This window comes from Ruegeria sp. EL01 (genome assembly GCF_900313035.1).
In the GTDB taxonomy this organism is placed as follows: Bacteria; Pseudomonadota; Alphaproteobacteria; order Rhodobacterales; family Rhodobacteraceae; genus Ruegeria.
In genome coordinates this window covers 1-16495 of the sequence record NZ_OMPS01000045.1, presented here as the reverse complement: position 1 = coordinate 16495, position 16495 = coordinate 1, and the positions used below count along the sequence as shown (strand labels likewise).

The 16495-nt window shown below is 54.4% G+C and carries 14 protein-coding genes and 1 pseudogene; 8 read left to right on the top strand and 7 right to left on the bottom strand.

Features of this window, described 5'->3' with window-relative positions; translation table 11 throughout:
• Positions 1-4: 4 nt before the first annotated feature.
• The 6 genes from D9K61_RS19560 to D9K61_RS19535 all read right to left on the bottom strand — a co-directional run bounded on the left by D9K61_RS19560 (position 5) and on the right by D9K61_RS19535 (position 5707).
• Entirely contained in the window at positions 5-1102 is a 1098-nt protein-coding gene (locus tag D9K61_RS19560; RefSeq protein ID WP_162946973.1) for a serine/threonine-protein kinase, read from the bottom strand.
• Between the two features lie 8 nt (positions 1103-1110).
• On the bottom strand, positions 1111-2310 hold the full coding sequence (locus tag D9K61_RS19555) for a PP2C family serine/threonine-protein phosphatase (protein ID WP_120634891.1): 1200 nt from the start codon (positions 2308-2310) through the stop codon (positions 1111-1113).
• A gap of 5 nt (positions 2311-2315) precedes the next feature.
• Complete coding sequence (locus D9K61_RS19550; RefSeq protein ID WP_216825835.1) at positions 2316-2933, bottom strand: FHA domain-containing protein; 618 nt, start codon at positions 2931-2933, stop codon at positions 2316-2318.
• A 36-nt stretch (positions 2934-2969) separates the two neighbouring features.
• The gene (locus tag D9K61_RS19545; RefSeq protein WP_120634889.1) at positions 2970-4490 is read right to left on the bottom strand and encodes an FHA domain-containing protein; all 1521 of its coding nucleotides are present in this window, start codon (positions 4488-4490) and stop codon (positions 2970-2972) included.
• A 77-nt stretch (positions 4491-4567) separates the two neighbouring features.
• Positions 4568-5002, bottom strand: a complete 435-nt coding sequence (locus D9K61_RS19540; protein WP_162946972.1) for a hypothetical protein — start codon at positions 5000-5002, stop codon at positions 4568-4570.
• A 93-nt stretch (positions 5003-5095) separates the two neighbouring features.
• Positions 5096-5707 carry a hypothetical protein gene (locus D9K61_RS19535; protein WP_162946971.1) on the bottom strand — a complete coding sequence of 204 codons (612 nt, stop codon included), beginning with the start codon at positions 5705-5707 and terminating at the stop codon, positions 5096-5098.
• Positions 5708-5964: 257 nt separating this feature from the next.
• Here D9K61_RS19535 and D9K61_RS27045 point away from each other — a divergent pair, with 257 nt between their 5' ends.
• Positions 5965-6516 carry a hypothetical protein gene (locus D9K61_RS27045; RefSeq protein ID WP_162946970.1) on the top strand — a complete coding sequence of 184 codons (552 nt, stop codon included), beginning with the start codon at positions 5965-5967 and terminating at the stop codon, positions 6514-6516.
• Complete coding sequence (locus tag D9K61_RS19525; RefSeq protein WP_162946969.1) at positions 6513-7256, top strand: FHA domain-containing protein; 744 nt, start codon at positions 6513-6515, stop codon at positions 7254-7256. The genes D9K61_RS27045 and D9K61_RS19525 overlap by 4 nt, the downstream gene beginning before the upstream one ends.
• 156 nt (positions 7257-7412) lie before the next feature.
• On the opposite strand, the gene D9K61_RS19520 is transcribed toward D9K61_RS19525, so the two are convergent.
• Positions 7413-8672: a replication initiation protein gene (locus tag D9K61_RS19520; RefSeq protein WP_120635038.1), complete on the bottom strand. Its 1260-nt coding sequence runs from the start codon at positions 8670-8672 to the stop codon at positions 7413-7415.
• Between the two features lie 580 nt (positions 8673-9252).
• Between D9K61_RS19520 and D9K61_RS19515 the strand changes: the two genes are divergently transcribed.
• The 6 genes and pseudogenes from D9K61_RS19515 to D9K61_RS19485 all read left to right on the top strand — a co-directional run.
• On the top strand, positions 9253-10638 hold the full coding sequence (locus D9K61_RS19515) for an AAA family ATPase (RefSeq protein WP_120634884.1): 1386 nt from the start codon (positions 9253-9255) through the stop codon (positions 10636-10638).
• The gene (locus D9K61_RS19510; protein WP_120634883.1) at positions 10631-11698 is read left to right on the top strand and encodes a ParB/RepB/Spo0J family partition protein; all 1068 of its coding nucleotides are present in this window, start codon (positions 10631-10633) and stop codon (positions 11696-11698) included. The genes D9K61_RS19515 and D9K61_RS19510 overlap by 8 nt, the downstream gene beginning before the upstream one ends.
• Positions 11699-12287: 589 nt before the next feature.
• Positions 12288-13424 carry a Fic family protein gene (locus D9K61_RS19505; RefSeq protein WP_120634882.1) on the top strand — a complete coding sequence of 379 codons (1137 nt, stop codon included), beginning with the start codon at positions 12288-12290 and terminating at the stop codon, positions 13422-13424.
• A gap of 570 nt (positions 13425-13994) precedes the next feature.
• Positions 13995-14297 carry an SH3 domain-containing protein gene (locus D9K61_RS19495; protein ID WP_120634880.1) on the top strand — a complete coding sequence of 101 codons (303 nt, stop codon included), beginning with the start codon at positions 13995-13997 and terminating at the stop codon, positions 14295-14297.
• Positions 14298-14675: 378 nt separating this feature from the next.
• Positions 14676-15971: a basic amino acid/polyamine antiporter gene (locus D9K61_RS19490; protein ID WP_120634879.1), complete on the top strand. Its 1296-nt coding sequence runs from the start codon at positions 14676-14678 to the stop codon at positions 15969-15971.
• 132 nt (positions 15972-16103) lie between these two features.
• A pseudogene (locus D9K61_RS19485) lies at positions 16104-16495 on the top strand (IS21 family transposase); the annotation flags it as partial.

Below are 16495 nucleotides of genomic sequence, written 5' to 3'. Positions count from 1 at the left end.
ACACTCACATCAAAGTTCCATACGCAATTACGGCCAGGGCGATGACCAGGATGAACAACAACACAAAAACCCAGGCTTTGGGTCCCCCCCGCTTGCGAGACGACTTACCGGATCTGCCAGATTGAGGAGATTTGCGGGCGGGGCGTTGGCCGGACGTATCCTGCGCGTCTTCGGAGGCATTCAAATCGATACCTGCTATTCGGGCATAGTCCCGAGCAGTGCGGATCCGGTCCTTTGGCAACAGCTTGCACCCCATATCAATGGCGTTAAGCAGCACGTCTTCATACCCGGCCTGAACACGGTTTCGAGCCAGATTCTGTCGCACAGGAACATAGGGGTCCCGACCTCTGGCGCGTTTTTCCTTCCAACGTTCTTCAGCGTTGGGCGGCAGGCTTTGCGATACCATTTCGTACAGGATGACAGACAAGGCAAAAAGGTCGCTCCAAGGGCCCTCGTGGACACCTCCGGCCAGGCCGGTCTTCTCGGGTGGGAACTGTTCGATAGCCGCATATTTCCGAGTGAACATTGAGGCCAAGCCACTGGATTTCCCCATCAGACGGGCGGCTCCGAAATCGATCAGAATCGGTTGGCCATCTTTGCGGATCATCACATTTGCAGGCTTCATATCGCGATGGACGACACCCACCTTGTGAACGGCATCCAGGGCGCCCAACATGGATTGAAGAAATGTTGTGACCAGATCTTGTGGAACGGATCCGCGGGCGTCGATCATACGTGACATCATACGGTCGAGCGGGTCGCCCTGAATGTATTCCATAACGCAATAGGCAGTGCCGTGTTTTTGAAATGCCGCCCGGACACGCATCAAACCGCGCTGCTGTGGTAGATCGCGCAGCAAATTGGCTTCTTGCAAAAAGGCCTCAAGACCCATGTGAAACAGGTGTTGCCCTTCGGAGGTCGGCCGTACCGCGTTGTTCGGTCCACGATCCGCGTAGTCTGCTGGGAAATACTCTTTGATCGCAAATTTTTCACCAGTCTCGCGGTTGCGCGACTGGTAAGTTATGCCAAACCCCCCCTGCCCCAGCACGTCACCCAAAACGTAACCGGCAAAGGTTTCTCCCTTTGGCAAATGCGCGGACACGATTGGCGTTACCTTTCCTCTTCGAGGGGGGCTTCGGGTGGTTCTTCGGTTTCATTGGTCACAGGTTCAGGCAGTTCAGGACCTTGTTGCTCTGACTCTTGAGAAGGCGGCGTCTCTTCCGCTGGCGCTTCAGGTTCAGTAGGCTGCGCCTGCTCTTCCTGAATTTCAGGTTCGGTAACCTGTCCATCCGTCGGATCTGGCCTGGTCTCATCTGGCTCTTCGGCCAATGACCGATCGCCGATACTGCGCTCTTCCTGTGGCACCGTCCCCGAACGCTCTGGCTCCTGTTCAACCGTTGTTTCAGGAGTATCCGTTCTCGTCCACGACAGTGCGCCAACCGTGGCGCCGATAGCCAAGGCACCCAACCCGATTGCCATATATTTCAGCGTCTTACGGTTGCCATCCCCATGGTGAAAAGCCCATTGACTGCCGCGCAACATACTGCTCATGCCGTCCTGAACATGGGCATAAACAACAACCGTTGTGTTATCCTGTTTCGGCTTTCCTTTGGCTTCAACGGCGTTCAGAAGATCCGAGGCCACTCCGCGCATATCGCGGGTTTTACCGCGTTGCAGAATCGCAGTGATTTCCGATTGCGTCAGCGTGTCCAAACCGTCGGAACAGGCCAGCACAACATCCCCCGGCTTCAGACCGATGGCATTGACGTCGGTCAATGAGATTTGGTCCCCCATCAAGGCTGAACGCAGCGCGTTCCGGCGCGGGTTGCCGTCTGCTTCTTCCTGGGTAATCTGGCCCGCCGCCACCATTTGAAGAAGTTCGCCATAAAGCGAATGGTCGGCGTTCAACCTTTTCAAACGCCCATCGCGCAAAAGAAACAGGCTGCTGTCACCTACCGACACCCAAACCAGCCTGTCACCAAGCTTTAGCGCCGCTACCAGGGTGCATCCCATGCCCTTGAGATCAGATTGCGTCGCAATCCGTTGGCGCAAAGCATCATTCGCCGTCGTCAGCGCGTCTTGCAAGCGATCCCGTGGGCGCGGGGCGACCGAGCCCTCAACAAAATGGGTCTTGAACGCGGTAAGCGCCAGGTTCGAGGCGACTTCACCGCCCGCATGGCCGCCCATCCCGTCGGCGACCAGCATCAAGATATCCGATTTCGGATCGCGTTCATTCTGGTAGACGATCTCGAACGCGTCTTCCTGGTTCTCGCGCTGGCCCAGGCTCTGTTTGCCACTGATGATTGTCATCTGGATCAGTCGTCAGTGCTTTCGGCCAGCTCAGACCAATCAAAATCTTCGTTGCAGAAGGCGACAAAGCGCACATGAGTCTGTTTCGACAGCTCAATCAGAGCATAATTTTCAAGCGGCATCGTGGCCGCCACGATCTGGCCATTAACGCGGCTGATATTGCGTCCGGTACCAGGGGCCGTAAAGAAAACCCGATTTGCGTCATCGAAGATGATGCGCAAGTGGTCTTTGCCGGAAATCAACTTGTCGCCAAAGTCCATTGAAACACGCTCATCGCCATCGCGACCCAACGTGTTCATACCCGATCCCAAGTTGACCGACTGGCCCAGACCCGGTCCCTTGACCACAACCAGCCAACCGGTGATTGGATCGACCATTGGATCAAACTCGGCCTTGTTCGCAAAATCTTTGGACATGCCGCCGTGGTAGATCTGAGTTTTGTCGGACTCGACATATTCAGTTGGTGCTTCGCTGAACGACGATCCGCCGACGGCATGTGTTGGCTCATTGTCCGATGGCGAAATGCTTTCGGTGAAACCCTCATCCGCTGCGAAATCCAGATCTTCATTTGGATCTTCGTCGTCCTTGTCAAAAAGCCAGCTTGTCTTGTTTTCGTTGCCCATGTCTTCACCTTTCCCGTTTTGGTTGGTCACTGGCGTTTACGCCCGGACCAGTTTCAGGCGTACGGACCCAAGGCCCACTGTGTCACCCACATTGAGGCGCTGCGCCCCTTTGATCTTGCGATCGTTGATGAGCGTACCGTTCAAGCTGTCCAGATCACTCAGCGTGAACCGACCATCCATCGAACCGCTAAGTTCGGCGTGAACACGCGATACCCCGCCATCCGGTACGACAACTGCATTCGTGCTGCTGCGTCCCAAAGTCGAACGCCCCGCAGGGATCGGAAAGCGATGTCCGTTGTCTACGCGCACCAAGAACGCAACAGGAGGCACCGCATGGGCAACCGTTGGCGACCCGTCCTGGTCTGGCGGCATTTCGGTTTGACCAAGTTCATCGTCAAACTCATCCCCATCAAGCTCATCGGTATCACTGTTGCCACCGCCCCGCATCAACAGGACCGCAATCAACAGTGCGAGAACCGCCAACACGCCCGCGCCGATATAGACGTAGAGTTCGGGCAGACCAAAGATCAGTCGTTCTTCGGGCTCAGGTTCGGTCGGCTCTTCTGGTTGTTCGGCTGCCACAGTGACCGGCTGAAACTCTGCCGCGTAGCTTTGTGTCTGGGTTTGGCCGGGCTGACCCACGACCGGCTCGATCATATCAATCGTAATGCGTGCCGGGGCAGGATCACCGACCGGAACAATCAGGCCGGACCCTTTGACCGCGTTGCCATAGGATCGAATGAAACTTGATACAACCGATCCTGCGTCTGATGGGTTCTGCAGGAAAGCCTCTTCCATCAGTCCTTTCTGTGGATCGGTCAGTCTTTTGAGAACGTCAATCCCGCGCGTCGTACGCGCATTGCCTTGCGCGCGCCAGAACATCCCAAGGGCGGATACTGAAACACCAGCGTTTTCGGCCGCTTCCGAAATTTCTGCGACTGTGGCAAGACCCTCTTCATCCCCGTCGGTTATCAGGATCAGGTTCTTCAGCAGGACGTCGTCCTGTTGGCTCAGCAATTCGACGGCACGGGTCGCGTTGGCAACAAGCCGTGTGTTCTGTTCCTTGATTTCAAGCGACTTGACCACGTCCTCGGCCCGGAACCGGCTGGTGGAAAAGGGCGACAATTCGACGATGTCATTGCCGAACCCGTAGATCGCGACCTTTTCATCTGGCGGCAGGTTGGACACCACCCGCTCGATAAGATCGCGTTCCCTGCTCCAGCTGCGAACCCGTCCGCTGCCTTCGCCGACGGATAAGTCAATCAGAACCATAGTCGCCGACAGAGTCAGGTTACCGGGCAGCTCAGCTACCGATTTGACAAACTCGAAATCGGCCTGTTCATCGCCAAGCGATCGAAAGCTCATCCCGCCGCGTTCATTACCCGACGGCACACGCACCAGACAGCTATCATCAGGCGCCGGCGCTGATGGCGCACAGTCCAGGATGGCCAACCCGGTTGCCGGGGCCCGTGTCTTACCTTCTTGTGCATGGGCGGTGGCCGATAGGGCCAAAGCGGCCGCGACCGCCAAAAGTGTGCGTGAAATTCCGTAGGTCACAATCCCAAGTTCCCCCCTCAGGCAAGACGTCCCGGCCGCCGCATACGTCTAACAGCGCCGAGCTGACGTTGTTAGAATTAGATCGACAGCGCGCGATAGGCCGCTTTGATCCGGCTCAGCTCGGGTCGTACAACCGACGGGCTGGCACCGCTTGATACATCGCGTTCAACCGCGACCAACTGACGATCCAATGCTTGAACCTGTTGCAGCTTTACCGGGTCCGAAGCCGAGGCTGCACGGGCCTTTGCGCCCTGCGCCTTGACGTCCGCAATCTGTTGACGCAACGAATTGATCTCGCTTTGGTTGGCATTGCGTTGCGCCGCCAATTGCGCGTTACGCTGTTCTGCCGCTTTGTTCTGCGCAATTATTGCATCTGCCTGAGACTTGTTCTGAGCAATCTGGCGGTCGTATTCGCCAGAGTTCAGGTTGGCAATATTGTCGAAGACTGTAGCCGTTGTTGGATCAGTGGAACCGGTGCAACCCGCTACGAAAAGCAAAGACGTAAGTACCATTGGTTTTGAGAAACGAATAATATCAGAAGTCATTTTTACCCACTTACTATTAGAAAACCCGCACCTGAACGTCAGGCGCGGGTCAAAGAAAAATCACAACAGATTAATAGATGCCCTTGTCCGGGCCAGCCTGTTTTTGTTGCTGACCGCAGCGTTTGTCGCGCCGCGTAATCCGGGCTGCCCCTTGCTTGACGCCGTTTTCAATTCAGAAATTGTTCCGTCCATGTTCTTTTCGCTGCGCTTCAATTCAGTTGAAACAACCTGGCGGTTGGACTTTATCGCGTTGACCCGCTTGTTATAGGCGGATTGCGATAGCTGACCGCCGTCCAACTGACGGCGCAACGATTTGAGCTCGGCGTTTTGCGAGGCAAGGACTGACCGTAAGTTTGCTTCTACCGAGTTCAATTGTTTGCTGACGTTCGACAAATTTGCCAAAACAACCTTACTGTTTACGATCTCGACATTTTTGGCGGCCGCTTTTCGGCCAACCTGGTTTCCTCCGACCCCGCCGATCAAGCCACCTGCAGCCGCACCGGCAGCGCAGTCACCACCGTCACCACCCAGAAGCAAACCAAGACCACATCCGACAACCGCACCGGCCAGTGCCCCCTGAATTGTGTTGTTTACGATAATGTCTTTAGACACCTGATCCAGGCTGCGAGCCTGCTTTTCAAGCTGCTTTTCCTGCTGGGTTTTTCCCGCCACTGTTGAAGAGGAAGCAGACTGAATTGTCTCATCTACACAGGCTGACAAAAACAACGAAAATGCTGCAAAAATGGAAATCGTCACCGAACGCATCTAGTTACTCCACAATAAATTATGATCTTCGCAATTGATTATGGATTCACATATTTTCTATTTTCAATCAACGATTCGCACGAAAACCACGATTTCTGGATGAGTTCTATAGATTAAAAGAAGAACCATCTTTAACTGATTTCAATTTCAGGTTGTGTATTTACATGAAACTACCCTTTGATTTCAGATCCAAACTCTCTTTCGCCAACGATATATTGGCCTTCGTCGGACATATCGGCGCCGGACTCGGCGCGTTGCTGGCGTTTTTTGGTATTACATCCAATTTGGCAAACAGTACCTCCAGTGTCGTCTTCAATGTTGAAGTCGCCTCACTGTCTCTTCCGGTTCGCCTGACGCTATTGGTTATGATCGCCGCTGCGCTGGGTTGGGGAATGGGGGCCCTTGTTACCAGATTAAGCCAGTCCAGAAACGAGTCCCTGAGCATTGCAGCATACGTCATCGCGCTTTTGTGGGGCGGCATGATGGTGGGTGCGGCGGAATGGCTGGCCATTGCCCCAAGACAACAGGTTCTTTCGGAAACCATGTTGTTCACCGTTACGGGGACCGGTCTGGCATTGTGGATCTCAGGTTTTCATTTTCGCAGCACAAGCCAGGGAGGAAAACGCGCGATGCGCATTCGATGCGACGCATTGCTCTTTTTCACAATCGGATCCGCCTTGGTCATGGTGCTGACATTGTTGGGGTCAAGACCATGAAGCTTGGTGGACCATTGGACAGCAAAAACGCGGCAAGATTGCTAAGTGCCGCTGCCCTTGTCGATTTCATGTTTCTGGGATTCGTGTTTGCTACTTTGGAACCGGTTCTCCGGCAAGAGCTCGGCTTAAGAGCTCCTAACCTGCTTTTGCCACTTGTTTTGTATTTTGCCCTGATCCTTATCTACTGGCTGATCTGCGAAGGTCTTCTCGGTGGACATAGTCTTGGACGGTATGCGCTGCGGCTGAATATGCGAGACAAGAGGGGCAACCCCGTCTCCCGGATACGGCGATCCACGCGCGCAATGAAGAAGATCATGTCCCTTGGCTTGACCGGACTGAACCCCAATACCGCGACTTGGTACGATACCGCAGCGGGGGTAACATGGTTCAGTCCGATGGCGCCCCGCTCCATCGGGCTTTGGCGGCTGGTGGTGCTGGATGGCCCTGACCGCGGAAAGTCGGTCGAGTTCCGGAATGTTGTGGGCCTCAAATCTTCACAGCAGATAAAGATTGGGCGGGAAAAAGGCTGGGCCGATCTGGTGCTTGGCCACAGTGACAAGACCTCGGGTCGGCACTGTGTGTTGCGGGTGGAGAAATCTGGTGACCTCTACATCCGGGATATGGGATCTTCCAACGGAACATGGAACGGACGTCGCCGTGTCGGTTCAGACAAATGGGTGCGGATTGGATCGGATGGGCGCTTCAAAGTCGCAAACATCCGGATCGCGGTGGCGCGCTGACGTGATGCTGCGGATCACTTTGGATCAAAGCAACGCAACCCACAATGCGCATAAATAACACAAAATGCACACAACCGCCAAAGGCCCGGAATTCTGTCTACTTGACGCCAACGACATGGGCTGCAGCCAAGCAGAGAATTTCAGGCCCCAAGTGGATCAATCGAAAGAGTCAGGCTCCATATCCAGCCAAAAGGCGAAGATGGCCGCAGCATTCAAGCCCGACCGCCAGCCATGCGTTCGGAAATGTTCTCGGTCCAGATCGTTGTTCAATCCGGCAAGGAACAGCCGCTTGTCTGCATCGCGCTGTGTGGGGTTTCGCCGCGAAACCAGATCTTCGACGATCGCCAGTTTTCGCGAACGCTCTGCGCGCTCTGATGCTCGCGCCGCGTAGGCCTGATCTTCCTGAGCCTTTTCAGCCTCCCGCTCTCGTGCGGCTTCAACAGCCTCGGGGCTCGGCTCGGGTGCGGCTTCCTTCTCCGGCGCTTTATAGTCATCGCGCAAAGCGGCCGAAAGATATCCGAGTGTTGATTTAATGCCCCCTTGCCCGCTGACATAGTCGAGCTTTTGCTGAACGTAGTCTTCGCCATGCTCAGCGATCCACTGCCGTGCCAGCCTGTCCGAGACCCCCTGCTCGCGCAGGGTCTTGTATATCTTCAAGCTCCGAACACCATCACCATCGTCAATTTCAAACATCGCCTTTTGCGGATTGCCTTTGATCAGAAACCGAATGTCCGTGACAGTGCGTCCCTTTTTCTTGAACTCCGGTTCAATCAAAATGTCCGAACTCTTGTTCACCTCAGCGACTGCGGGCTTGATGATCTTGGCGTTGAGATGTTTGAAGCTGCCGTAATAGTCGCTGCCATCAACACCCATCAGCTTGCGAAAAACATCCAGCGCCCACCATCCTGTCGACCCCGTACGCACGAAACGATAACAGTTTTCATACAACGCCAACCCGTGCCCGGAGCTAAAGTTGCGCTGTATCTGTACATTGATCAGCGCGTAGATCTTGGGATCATACAGTTTTTGCGCCAGCGCCGGAGAATACGCGTATTCACATATACCGGCCTTGAGCTTTGCAAAACTAAGCAGCGACGAGACACCCCATTCCTGGCGCCCCTGTTCGTCCAGCATATCCCATTCTGCAACGGTTTCAGCAAGGGCTCGGAGACTGGCCCGCAATGTATCAAAATCGTTGGAATTATATCCGACCATCATCGCCAAAGTCCGGGCATCAATAGTATGAGTCTGCGCCGACGTCAGGGCGTCATAAGCATTTAACAAAAGAACATTGGACAGCTTGCGCTGCAAAAGCGTCAGCTTACCGCTAATGTGAATTGCGGCGACGTTCTTCTTGACTGTTTCCCGACGCAATGCGCCAGAAAGCTGATCCATGTCTATTTGTATATCCGGCATGATTCTGCCTGGCTGCTCGTTTTTATATTTCTGCCACGAAAGGTACCCGTTGATCAATCTTATTTGGGTGCCCAAATACAGGATCACTGGAATCCTGTAGACAGGTACCTTAGGTGAAAGGTCCACGACTTATCCCCAGGCAACAGCTCCCGAGCACTCACAGAAGGCGTCTCAAGAATGACGGCAGCGCAGGAAACGGACAAGATTAGGGTCTGTTTTGAACTGATTTTCAATGACCTGAGAATCGGGGCCCTTCTTCCCGGATTCAGGCATCTGCACTCCTGTAAACGGGCACCTTTTGTCCTGAGGGTGGGCACCTAATCGCCTGCAAACAGGTCCCATACTTGCTGTCATCCCTTGATAATAATAGATAATATTCACCTAAAGAATCTAAACTATCTAAAATAAATAAACTATTTGTTGCGTCTATTCCTTCGTATTAGAGGAGTTTCGCGGCGAAACCCGCTCAGCCCTCTACATTCTGTGGAAAAACTTGAGAACAAGGATAGCCGACAGAACAAATGTTCGCTACATTCCGCAATATACGCCGACAAGGCGAACATTATCTGAGGCATCGACAGTGAACAAATCCAACCAACCTCCGTTACCGCCCTATCTGAATTTGGATCCAAAGACTGCGGCAACGAAGTTACCCGATCCTATAGGCACTTCACGATTCGCAAAAGCAGCTACCTTTTGCGCAAAAGGCCGAGAAGACCTGGCGCGAAGGGGGTACGCTCCGGACGGTGAAAAGCGGCTTCGTCGATTTTCAATATGGGAGATCACCAAGTACCTCATCCCGGTCGCACCTGCTCACCTTCGCCGCGTCCTCAAGGGGAACCCCGATCTTCCGCAAGGGGAGGGAGAGGCAGGCTCCAAATGGTTCACGTTGGAAGAGGTGCTAACCCTACGCCAACACTTTGCGGCTGAAGGTGTCAGTACGAAGGAGTATCTGCCTTATCGACCGGAAGGCTTACCGGCAAAAGTCGTAGCGGTAGCAAACTTCAAAGGCGGTGTGGGAAAGACATCCACAGCAGCCCATTTGGCGATGTCCGCAGCGTTGGATGGCTACAAGGTTTTGGTCATCGATCTGGATAGCCAGGGATCGATGACATCGATTATGGGTGGACAGGTCGCCGACGAATGGCAGACGGTGTTCCCGCTGGTCGCGAAGGATTATGCCAAGGCCGTTCAGGAAGAAAATCGGGTGCGTGCTGCCGCGGGCCAACCGGAAATCCAGCTGGATGAAACCCTGCAAGAGGCATTGACCACCCTGCCCCGCGACGTCATTCAAAAAACCCACTGGCCCAATATCGATCTGATCGGTGCGCAACTGAATCTGTACTGGGCCGAGTTTCAAATTCCAGTTTGGCGCATGGGATTACGCAGCTGGCTGCTATGGGATGGGCTGACAAACTTTCTTCAGGACGAAGGTATTCTCAACGATTACGACATCGTGTTCCTCGATACGCCTCCTGCACTTGGGTACCTAACGATCAATGCGCTTGCTGCAGCGGACATTTTACTGGTTCCCTTGGGTGCTTCGTTCTTGGAATTTGACTCGACCGGTCGCTTCTTTGACATGCTCTACACCACGTTCGCCAGTATCGAAGATGGTGAGAATTCGGCGCAACGTGCGGCAGGTTTACCGGAACTCAAGTTCGAGTGGGATGTAGTACGGGCCATCATCACGCGGTTCGACGCCAGCCAACAAACAGATATGGCCAATGTCATTCAAGCGTATTTTGGCGATTTCATGAACGCTTACCGACAAGACTATACGGCATTGGTCGGGCAGGCGGGTGAGCAAGTGAACGGTATCTACGAGGCCGACTATCGCGATTTCAACCGGGAAACTTATGTACGGGGCCGAGAAACATTTGACCGAACCTATGCCGAGTTCAAAGAAGTGTTGATCGGATGTTGGTGGCGCGACGCTCAGATGGGAGGAGAAGCAGATGGCTAAACGCAGAAGACTAACCGCCCCGGATACGGCGGAGTTGGAAGAGCTCGAGGCGGGTTTCGCAGCGAAACCATCGATCAGCCCGTTTGATGCCAAGACCGCAGCGCCGCCCATTGCGCAAGTCGCTGCCGAAGCCGCGTCGCTGAACGGGATGGCGGCAGTCACAGATCGGGTGGCTTTGGCCCAGGATCAAGGGGATGCCGCCCGTTGGCGCGACGCCGAAAGCGCAGGTCTTGTCGCCCAGAACCTGACGTTGGACCAAATTGATGCCGACTTCATCCGGCGCGATCGCATGGTCGAAGACGAAGAGGCGATGGCCGAACTTCTTGAATCCCTGCGTGTTCATGGTTTGCGAACGCCCATCGAAGTCACGCCCAACGGAGACGGGTTTGGTCTTATTTCTGGTTATAGGCGATTGGATGCATTCCGACGGCTGGCAGAAACAGATCCAAGATTTTCTCAGATACCGGCTTTTGTTCGACAGGCTGGGACAGGGCAGGGGGCCTATGTCTCGATGGTCGAAGAGAATGAGCTTCGATCAAATCTTAGTCCTTATGAACGCGGTCGCATCGCAGTTCTTGCCGCAGGGCAGGGAGTCTTTGAGACGACTGAGGCTGCGGTGGATGTTTTGTTTGCTGCCGCGTCCAAAGCCAAACGATCCAAGGTGCGTAGTTTTGCGGTTGTCCATGAAGCGTTGGGGGACCTTTTGCAGCATCCGATTGCTTTGACAGAAAAGGCTGGCCTCAAGCTTGCATCAGCTCTCCGAGATGGAGCTCAGTCCAAGTTGCGCCAGGCGCTTGCATCGGCAGACGCATCTGATCCGAAGGCAGAGTGGTCCTTGTTGGAAGCGGCTTTGAAAGATGTGCCGGAACCATCCGAAACCAAAGCTCGCGGTGGGCGCCCGCAGGAAATCCATCGATTGTCTCCGCAAACCTTACCTGGTGGAGGAGAAATATTCGCGGAGGTTTCATCTGGCGAAATGCGGATTCGTATTAAAGGCCGAGAACTGGACATCAAAGACGCAGAGCAACTGACGGCGATAATCTCGGACTATCTGGCTTAGTTTCGTCGCGAAACCTGCAGCGGTTGACGGGCTGCCCGAGGTGCATTGATATCCGTTGGGCTAAAGGTTTGACACGCTGCCTGAGCCCGAACGGATGGCATGGATTAGTGGATTTCATAGTTATGCGCAAAACATGCAAATAATGCTTATTGAGAGATTGTGGTAACTTAAAGGAGGGTTTCACAAAGAGTCCCGTAATAGGCATTCCTAGCTCTGTCTTGACGCTAGGTGCGGTAGCAGCGGTTCCGTTGAGACGGTACCGGCCAGTCGGGAGAGGCCTGATTATTCTTGAGGTTAAGAGGGAACCCGCGAAAGGGAAGGGGTATCGGGACGCGAGTATGCCTTCGACCGGCCGCTCGCGGATCTGCCGGTTCGGGAGGTGCTAGAAGGTACGGGTCTTGCCAAAAGGGTAAATGATCGGCTCCCAAAAGCAGGCCATAGGTGGTCTGTTGAGCAAATGGTGAACAAGCTCATCAACGAGCGGTGAAGGTCTCATACTCATCTCGGGCATTTGAGGTGAGTTATAGGGTTGACTTCTATAACTCAAAAATACCTCATATCTGAGGTATAGATGAGGATTCTATAACTCATGCCGTGGAATTGGCAGATAAAGAATTGGCCGGATTTTCGGTACGATGCGGCAGCAATTGCTCCCTATGAGCAGCGCTTCTTGTTGTCGTCCGGCGAAATACTGGGGGCGTTCTACCATGTCAGCCCGCCCGAGCGGGATCAACTGCGCATCGACCTGCTGAGCGATGAGGCCATGAAAACCAGCGCCATCGAAGGCGAGATGCTGGATCGACAGAGCGTGCAATCTTCTTTGCGCCGTCAGTTTGGATTGTCCCCAGGCAGTTATCCGGCCAAGCCGCGAGAGCAGGGCGTAGCCGAGATGATGGTCGATGTTTATTCGACCTATGCTGAGCCGTTGACCCACAAGACGTTGTTCCGATGGCATAGCATGCTGATGTCCCATGATCGGCGGTTGGAGACGATCGGTGCCTATCGTCAACACGAGGATGCGATGCAGATTGTATCGGGTCGCCTGGATCGGCCGACAGTGCATTTCGAGGCGCCGCCGTCGGATCAGGTGATGGGAGAGATGGAGCGGTATCTTGCGTGGTTTAACAGCACGGCTCCAGATGCCGAAAAGCCGATGTCTGCCCTGACGCGGGCTGGCCTCTGTCATCTCTACTTCGAGAGTATCCACCCATTCGAAGACGGCAACGGTCGATTGGGTCGGGCCCTCGCCGAGAAATCGCTGGGGCAAAACAGCGGCCAACCGAGCCTGATCGCGTTGGCCTTTTCGATCGAGCGGGAGCGGAAAGCCTATTATGGTCAGCTTGAACGACATCAGAAAACGTTGGACGTGACGAATTGGCTTGAATGGTTCGCAGAGACCGTCCTGACAGCACAGCAGGTCACCTTGGGCCGGGTTGCATTCTTCATCGCAAAGGCGCGTTTCTATGACCGGCATCGCGCGCGGCTGAACGATCGCCAGGCCAAGTTGGTTGAACGCATGTTTAGGGAGGGACCCGATGGGTTCGCAGGTGGTCTTAGCGCGGAAAACTACCTTTCGATCACCGGGACGTCGCGGGCGACGGCGACCCGAGATCTGCAGGACCTAGTTGAGATGGGCGCTGTGGTCCGCACCGGAGAGCGCCGTTACACGCGCTACTGGCTAAACCTTCCAGACGCGGCAGACCCAGTCCGAGCCAGACAAACCTAGTTGCGACCGGTGGTTCGAAAAAGTCGCTTTGGATCCCAAGTCACTAGGTTGGTGCAATAAATGGTTTGACCTGTGGTACCTCGGGCAAGCTCAGCAACAATCAAGCTATCGTGTTCAGAGGCAGGGCTAAGTTTAAGAGCCAAGTGATCAAACAGTGGTATCTCGTGAAGGGCAATAATTATCTGTCGTTCCTTTTGCCAGATCAACATCCTAAGGAGAGCCGCATACTGAGCAATGCGAATGTCATCCATGCTTTGAACTGGGTCATCACGGACCAGCTATGACAGTGTTGATGGCGCGGAAAGAGGAAGTGGCAGAAACAGCGTGCGCACAGCGGTGTTGAGGTCTTCGGCACTCAGCATGGCCTTCGATTGGAAATGAACACGGCCCGATTGTGCCATCCACTCGGCAGTCGCAATGCGTCGATGCAACCCGTCAAACAGGAGCTTGTTTGATCGCGCCGCGTTGCAACAAGAGAATGGCGACCTCGTGCATATCTGTTTTGGCATTGTTTCATTTGGTGATCTGAAACGCTACGATTGTAATTGAGGCAAAAAACAGGACACAGCGATGCGCAGTACAATCTTCTTACCCCTAGTGGCATTACTTCTGGGAACCGTCATGGGCGCTGAACCTGCGGCAGCGGCCTCACTCGGACGATATGAGGTTTTTGGCGTCGATGACGGTGACATGCTGAAAATGCGTGGCGGGCCTGGAACAGGGTACATTGTGATCGTTGGCCTTCCCAATGGAACCGCCTTACGCGTGCATAGTTGCGAGCAGACCGGTGGCACCCGGTGGTGCCGCGTATCTTTGGAGCGAGCGCGAGGGCTCAAGGGGTATGTTTCCTGGGCATATTTGCGAAAAATTTGATGCAACGGTGAACGGCGTTGCCATCTTAGCAATGCCTATGAAATTTCTAACGAAAGCAGCGCTTTTGTTCGGTTGCATCTTTTGACGTGGGCATTGAACTGGCTAGCACCCCGCAATTGGGTTAGTCCGTTTCACTCCATAGAAATTGCCGCTCATTGCCGGCGCAGGTACGGTATTTCGATGATGCCAGGCACCAACGGATTCCTACAATTTACGACTTAACCTGAATCACTTCTGATTACGCTGATTGCGGCCCGCGCGAAGATTGCTTTCCACAACAGCCCGAAATCCTTACGATAAGGATGAAGACCCTGATGATGCCTGAAAGTACATGGGCCAGTCCAATCGCCCTCACCTCAGAACCTTTAGGATAAGTTGATGCCAGCTGAGACGCCATCCAGCCCTCCACCCTCTGCGGGCGACAGTGCAGCGGACGCAAACCCCAAGAAACTTGGGCTTTTTGCGATGACGCTGCTGGTGGTCAGCGCCATGTTCGGCGGCGGGGTATTCAACATCCCTCAGAATATGGCCCAGTCGGCGGCACTTGGGGCAATTTTGATTGCGTGGGTGATTTCGGGCCTGGGTATATTCTTTCTTGCGCGCAGTTTTCAGGTCCTTGCCGATATTCGCCCCGAAATGACGTCCGGCATCTACATGTACGCACGCGCTGGGTTTGGAAAACTGGCAGGGTTTCTGATCGCCTGGGGGTACTGGTTGTCAGTGGCGTTCGGCAATGTGGGCTATGCCGTGCTGATGATGGATGCGCTGAACTATTTCTTTCCGCCCTATTTCGCGGGGGGCAATACCTGGCAAGCGACACTGGGGTCCTCGGCGATTATCTGGGGGCTGTGCTTTCTCGTGATGCGCGGCGTCAAGGGGGCCTCGGTGTTGAACAACATCGGCACGGTGGCCAAGTTCGTTCCTGTGACCCTGTTCCTGCTGGTGGTGCTCTATTTCTCGTTCAGCAGGGATCTTTTCACCTCGGATTTCTGGGGCAACGTCACTGATCAGGCGCGGCAGGACAAGCCACTAGGAGGTGTGGTTGAACAGATCAAAGGGACAATGCTGGTCACGCTGTGGATGTATATCGGAATCGAAAGCGCGGTCGTCATGTCCAATCGTTCGGATGCCAGAACGGTGAGCCGCGCAACCCTGCTGGGCTACTTTGTTGTGACAGTGCTGTTTGTAATGGTTTCGGTTCTGCCATTTGGGGTTATGTCGCAAGGTGAATTGTCGACCCTCGCGCCCCCATCGACGTCAGCGATCCTTGGGTCTCTTGTGGGTTTGTGGGGAGAGGTGTTGATAAACATCGGTGTCATCATCGCATTGCTCAGTTCCTGGCTGGTCTGGACTTTGCTGGTGGCAGAACTGCCTTGGGCGTGCGCCAAGGACGGAACGTTTCCAAAGATGTTCGCTAAGACCAACGCGGCTGGGATTGCGTCGATTTCGCTGATTATTTCCACCGCAATCATGCAGGCTGCAATCATCCTGGTGTATTTCTCTGACAACGCCTGGAATCTGATGCTATCCATTACAGGTGTGGTTATTCTGCCTGCGTATATCGGATCGGCGGCCTTTTTGTGGAAGCTCATAGGATCCGGCGCCTATCCGTCTACGGCGAAGGTAGCCAAGATCCCGGCTTTGTGTGAATCCCGGAGACAAAATGGCCACTGAATCGGTTGGATGATCTGACCGTCGCGGAGCAAAATTCCGCAGTCTGACACCTGAGGCGAACGAGCTGAGGGTGAGGAGATGTATTCAGTGGAACTTTATAACCGGGTGCGGCGTGCGTGCCATGTTGACGGGATGAGTAATAGCGCTGCTGCGCGGCTATTTGGCATTGATCGCAAGACCGTTGCGAAGATTCTGAAGCACTCGGTTCCGCCGGGTTACCGGCGTGAAGGGCCGCCAGTTCGCCCCAAGCTTGATCCGTTCATCGCAATCATCGACCAGATCCTCGCGGACGATATGAGCCGGATCAAGAAGCAGCGTCACACGGCGAAGCGTATCCATGAGCGCCTGCGGGATGAACATGGTTTCACGGGCGGGATCACCATTGTCACGGATTATGTGCGGGAGAAGAAGCGTCGGACCCGAGAGGTGTTTGTGCCGCTGTCACATGCGCCGGGCCATGCCCAGGTGGACTTTGGCGAGACACTTGGCGTGATCGGCGGCGTTGAATGCAAACTGCATTATTT

What these genes read in the sequence shown, in the direction of transcription:
- D9K61_RS19555 (WP_120634891.1), bottom strand. Translation starts at nt 2,310, where the DNA reads ATGACAATCATCAGTGGCAAACAGAGCCTGGGCCAGCGCGAGAACCAG.
- D9K61_RS19490 (WP_120634879.1), top strand. Translation starts at nt 14,676, where the DNA reads ATGCCAGCTGAGACGCCATCCAGCCCTCCACCCTCTGCGGGCGACAGT.
- D9K61_RS19510 (WP_120634883.1), top strand. Translation starts at nt 10,631, where the DNA reads ATGGCTAAACGCAGAAGACTAACCGCCCCGGATACGGCGGAGTTGGAA.
- D9K61_RS27045 (WP_162946970.1), top strand. Translation starts at nt 5,965, where the DNA reads ATGAAACTACCCTTTGATTTCAGATCCAAACTCTCTTTCGCCAACGAT.
- D9K61_RS19540 (WP_162946972.1), bottom strand. Translation starts at nt 5,002, where the DNA reads ATGGTACTTACGTCTTTGCTTTTCGTAGCGGGTTGCACCGGTTCCACT.
- D9K61_RS19550 (WP_216825835.1), bottom strand. Translation starts at nt 2,933, where the DNA reads ATGGGCAACGAAAACAAGACAAGCTGGCTTTTTGACAAGGACGACGAA.
- D9K61_RS19525 (WP_162946969.1), top strand. Translation starts at nt 6,513, where the DNA reads ATGAAGCTTGGTGGACCATTGGACAGCAAAAACGCGGCAAGATTGCTA.
- D9K61_RS19505 (WP_120634882.1), top strand. Translation starts at nt 12,288, where the DNA reads ATGCCGTGGAATTGGCAGATAAAGAATTGGCCGGATTTTCGGTACGAT.
- D9K61_RS19520 (WP_120635038.1), bottom strand. Translation starts at nt 8,672, where the DNA reads ATGCCGGATATACAAATAGACATGGATCAGCTTTCTGGCGCATTGCGT.
- D9K61_RS19495 (WP_120634880.1), top strand. Translation starts at nt 13,995, where the DNA reads ATGCGCAGTACAATCTTCTTACCCCTAGTGGCATTACTTCTGGGAACC.